General features: G+C 57.8%; 4 protein-coding genes, 1 tRNA gene and 1 pseudogene. 3 read left to right on the top strand and 3 right to left on the bottom strand.

The features are described 5' to 3' along the window. The 3 genes from AC1D17_RS27945 to AC1D17_RS27935 all read left to right on the top strand — a co-directional run. Window positions 1–899, top strand: an 899-nt coding sequence (locus tag AC1D17_RS27945) for a 2'-deoxycytidine 5'-triphosphate deaminase (protein ID WP_477568485.1), incomplete at its 5' end; no start/stop codon positions are given. A 68-nt stretch (window positions 900–967) separates the two neighbouring features. Beyond that, a tRNA-Gly gene (locus tag AC1D17_RS27940) sits at window positions 968–1,041 on the top strand. A gap of 261 nt (window positions 1,042–1,302) precedes the next feature. Beyond that, window positions 1,303–1,518 carry a hypothetical protein gene (locus tag AC1D17_RS27935; protein ID WP_477568484.1) on the top strand — a complete coding sequence of 72 codons (216 nt, stop codon included), beginning with the start codon at window positions 1,303–1,305 and terminating at the stop codon, window positions 1,516–1,518. A gap of 166 nt (window positions 1,519–1,684) precedes the next feature. Here AC1D17_RS27935 and AC1D17_RS27930 read toward each other — a convergent pair whose 3' ends face one another. The 3 genes and pseudogenes from AC1D17_RS27930 to AC1D17_RS27920 form a co-directional block, all read right to left on the bottom strand. Continuing rightward, window positions 1,685–1,813, bottom strand: a complete 129-nt coding sequence (locus tag AC1D17_RS27930; protein WP_477568483.1) for a hypothetical protein — start codon at window positions 1,811–1,813, stop codon at window positions 1,685–1,687. 420 nt (window positions 1,814–2,233) lie between these two features. Continuing rightward, entirely contained in the window at window positions 2,234–3,364 is a 1,131-nt protein-coding gene (locus AC1D17_RS27925) for a right-handed parallel beta-helix repeat-containing protein (RefSeq protein WP_477568482.1), read from the bottom strand. A 234-nt stretch (window positions 3,365–3,598) separates the two neighbouring features. Continuing rightward, window positions 3,599–4,006: pseudogene (locus tag AC1D17_RS27920) on the bottom strand (3-deoxy-8-phosphooctulonate synthase); the annotation flags it as partial.

Raw genomic sequence — 4,006 nt, 5'->3', positions numbered from 1 at the left:
GGTTGAAGCTGCACGTCATCGATCTCTCCGAAGGGGCTGTGCTCGAAACCGGCTGCGTCTATATCGTTCCCTTGATGGAAAGCCTTGATCTTTCGCCGGAAATGTCGGCCTCGGCCAATCCGAAGAGCTCGACAGGCCGGCTTGATATCTTCACCCGCGTCATCACCGACCGGGCGCAGGAATTCGACAAGATCCCCGCCGGCTATTGCGGCCCGCTCTATCTGGAAATCAGCCCGCGCACCTTCCCGGTGATTGTCCGGCGTGGCTCGCGGCTGTCGCAGATCCGCTTCCGCATCGGCCATGCGCTCCTGACCGAAACGGAAGTCATGGCGCTGCACGAAAGCGACGTCCTCGTTGCCAGCGAAACGCCGAACGTCTCGGGCGCCGGCATCGCGCTGTCGATCGATCTCAAGGGCACCGGTGCTGACGGCCTGATCGGCTATCGCGGCAAACACCACACCGCCGTCGTCGATGTCGACAAGAAGGCCGAGCATGGCATCTTCGATTTCTGGGAGCCGCTCTACAGCCGCGGCGGCGACGAGCTGATCCTCGATCCCGACGAATTCTACATCCTCGTCTCGCGCGAAGCCGTGCATGTGCCGCCGCTCTACGCCGCCGAAATGACGCCGTTCGATCCGCTGGTCGGCGAATTCCGCGTCCATTACGCCGGCTTCTTCGATCCGGGCTTCGGCCATGTTTCGGCCGGTGGCAAAGGCAGCCGCGCCGTACTCGAAGTCCGCAGCCACGAGGTGCCGTTCATCCTCGAGCACGGCCAGATCGTCGGCCGCCTGGTTTACGAACACATGATGGAGCGCCCCGAAGGTCTTTATGGCCTCGGCCTCGGTTCCAACTACCAGGCAYAGGGCCTGAAACTCTCCAAGCATTTCCGCTCGGCGTAAATACACAGCCCGAAAACCGGCTGCCGCCTTGACAGGCAGCCGCGCTTGGTGGAAACCTCGGGCGCAAGGCGGGTATGATGTAGTGGTAGCTTGTCAGCTTCCCAAGCTGATCGTGCGGGTTCGATTCCCGCTACCCGCTCCACTTGCTTCTCAGGGCTTTCAGCCGTGGATGAGAAGCGTCTCAAATAGGCAGTTTTACGCTTTTCTTTCCGCAGTTGGCCTTGTCGATCTGTGGGATGACGGCTTCGGTAGCTGCCGTGCGGCTCGACCCTGTTGCTTCCCCATCGTCCCAATCCATCGCAGAACGTCTCCTTCCCGTCACCCATTGTGACGATGGGAGACGGTCCTGTCGCCTTGCCGGTTGACACCAATCCGAAGCCCCAGGACACGCCGGAGGTTGCTGATGAGCAAAATTGATTTTTCTCAGGCGATCACGGCCGAACACAAGGCGGCACGCGCCAGGGAAGCCGCGCAGGCCGGGATCGTCGGGAACGGACGCGGCGGCTTGCGGCCGGGTTCGACCATGATTTCGGCGATGAACGCGGTACGCACCGGATCGGCGCGACCGATGCAGACCAGACTGGCTGGAGTGAGGTCACGACGCTTTCGAATGCCTTAGTTGCCCTCGGCGATAGCGTCACCAAGATCACCGCAGTGACGCGATAGAATGGCAGGTTATCCTCGTTGCCGCCGGCCAATTCCGTCAACCTGTTTGGGCGGCCAGCTTCATGCTGCAGGCGATGGATACGATCCTGGCGGATTTCACGGCCGATTCCAACCGGCCCTTATAATCTGCCGTGTTCTTTTAGCGTGAAATCTCCATAGGTTACGCCGCCGGAGAGGGGGGCATTGACCTCCACTGCTGTGCAAGAGGCAAGCACAAGCACTACCCAAACGAAAATGCCGAGTTTCATCGCACGTCTCCTTTGTCTGCCTGTAGTTATTTTATATACGACTAATATAAGGACATCATCATGAAAACCATTCTGGATATCCAGAAGCGGCTGCTTGCGCTCGGCGACTCGGTCGGTCCTGCTGGTGCGGCGGGCGACGGAGGATTTGATAGAATGCCTGCAGGAGCCCAAACGGGGCGTTTCCGCGTTGCGCGAGGAGATGATCCGCAAAGGGCGGTGAACGGGAAAACCCTCCCGCTTATCCGCGGGAGGATTGGGTGGCAAACAGCCCTAACGCCGAGCATATCCCATCGAAGTCGAGGGATGTGACACTATGGAAATATCGGATTAGGAATCGTTCGGTGCATTTCCGCACGAGCATGTACGCCCAAGCTTGAAACGGTGAGGGCTGTTTCTCGTTAGTTTCGCTCGCGGCTGGGATCACCCATCCTTGTTGTCGCTAATAATGGTGCCTTTGATAGGGCGACGGAGAACCTTAGCGCGTATGGCGCCGCCGATCTCGGTATCCTGCGTCGACGCGATGAACCGGTTGTTGGTCACGGTCGTAAAGTCGTCCTCGATGCGGACACCGACCTCTGACATCGAAGAGAAGGTGTTTTCTACGATCTTCGTTCCTGGTGCATAATCCAGAAAGTATATTTTCCCCATCTCTCCTGGATACGGGGAGGTATCGGCGCAGCGCCACTTACTTAGATTTCTCGACTGTCGCGAAGCCACCCACACGCCAACCGGCATGTCGGAGAATGTGTTTTTGGATATGATGTTATTGGCCGCTGGCTCGGTACGCATTCCGCCAAGGGCATTGTTCTCCGAGCAGTTCTTGTAGACGAAGATTCCACCCGCAGCATTGCCTTTGAAAGTGTTGTTGGTGATGATGTTATCGGACGATCCGTCGATGGCGAGCCCTTCCCGGGCATTCCCTGGCGTTTCGGCTACATTGAATTTTGGCGCACGAAAACCGCAGTCGATGAACGTGTTGTTCGTGACGGTGCTGTGTTTCGAAAAAGCGTCCAAGTACACACAAATACTGAATGCATTTGTAATCGATGAGTTTCGAATGATCGCGCCTACCGTGCCTTGATGAATATAAATCCCGGCGTTCCGGGCCCCATCGACTGCAACATTGTCGATCACGACGTTCCGAGGTGAGTAAGAGCGCATTTGATCCGCGCTTAGTGAGTCATCATTCTGGCCCTTGAGGCCGAGGCCCGCACTAAAGACCTCCACACCAGATTTCGATGGCCGCTTCACCTTGCAGTTCTTGATCGTGATATTCTTGACCACGTCGCGTGGGGCAGGGCGAACGATGATTCCGCTGCCACTTGCATAGTTCAGATCGATAAGTGCTCCACGGCAATCGAGCGTCGTGTCAGATTGCGTAATCGCAATCGTTTGTCGGTAGATGCACGACGAGTCGAGTTTGGCATCACCGCTAACAGTGATTTGCCTGACCGAATCGGCGCGCGCATCGCCGCATTCGGCGTGAGCAAACAACGCCTGCGATAGGACGAACGCAAGCACAGCCAATAGAGGGAGGATGACGTGACGCATATTTATTGGCCTTACCATCAGCGTCAGTCTCCTCTGCCGGCGCGATCCGAGCGCCTCCCAGAACAAACAGCAATCCGCAGATAGTTAGAATTGAACCAATGGAAATTCTTTAGACGCTAGCAGAAACAAAAAGGGCCGCGACTGCAACGGGATTTTTTCGTTCTGGTCCTTGAGATCAATTGCACCAGTCGTTTTCGGGGAGAGCAAATTTCCGAGGAAGCTACTTAGCCGCACTCAGCGTTTCGCGACTGCGTCGAATGCCAGCAGGGTTTCCAGCAGGCGCGGCATATCCTTCAGGTGAACCATGTTCGGACCGTCCGACGGCGAATTGTCGGGGTCCTCGTGCGTTTCGATGAAGACGCCGGCAACGCCGACGGCAACGGCTGCGCGCGCGAGCGTCTCGACGAATTCGCGCTGGCCGCCCGAGGAGCCGCCCTGTCCGCCCGGCTGCTGCACGGAATGGGTCGCATCGAAGATCACCGGCGCGCCGAGACCGGCCATGATCGGCAGCGAGCGCATGTCGGAAACCAGCGTGTTGTAGCCGAACGAAGCGCCGCGTTCGCACAGAAGCACATTCGGATTGCCGCTTTCGGTGAATTTGGCGAGCACGTTCTTCATGTCCCAGGGAGCCAGGAACTGGCC

It is taken from the genome of Pararhizobium sp. P1_E7 (assembly GCF_056405855.1).
This window is presented reverse-complemented; position numbering and strand designations above follow the sequence as displayed.

What these genes read in the sequence shown, in the direction of transcription:
- AC1D17_RS27935 (WP_477568484.1), top strand. Translation starts at nt 1,303, where the DNA reads ATGAGCAAAATTGATTTTTCTCAGGCGATCACGGCCGAACACAAGGCG.
- AC1D17_RS27930 (WP_477568483.1), bottom strand. Translation starts at nt 1,813, where the DNA reads ATGAAACTCGGCATTTTCGTTTGGGTAGTGCTTGTGCTTGCCTCTTGC.
- AC1D17_RS27925 (WP_477568482.1), bottom strand. Translation starts at nt 3,364, where the DNA reads ATGCGTCACGTCATCCTCCCTCTATTGGCTGTGCTTGCGTTCGTCCTA.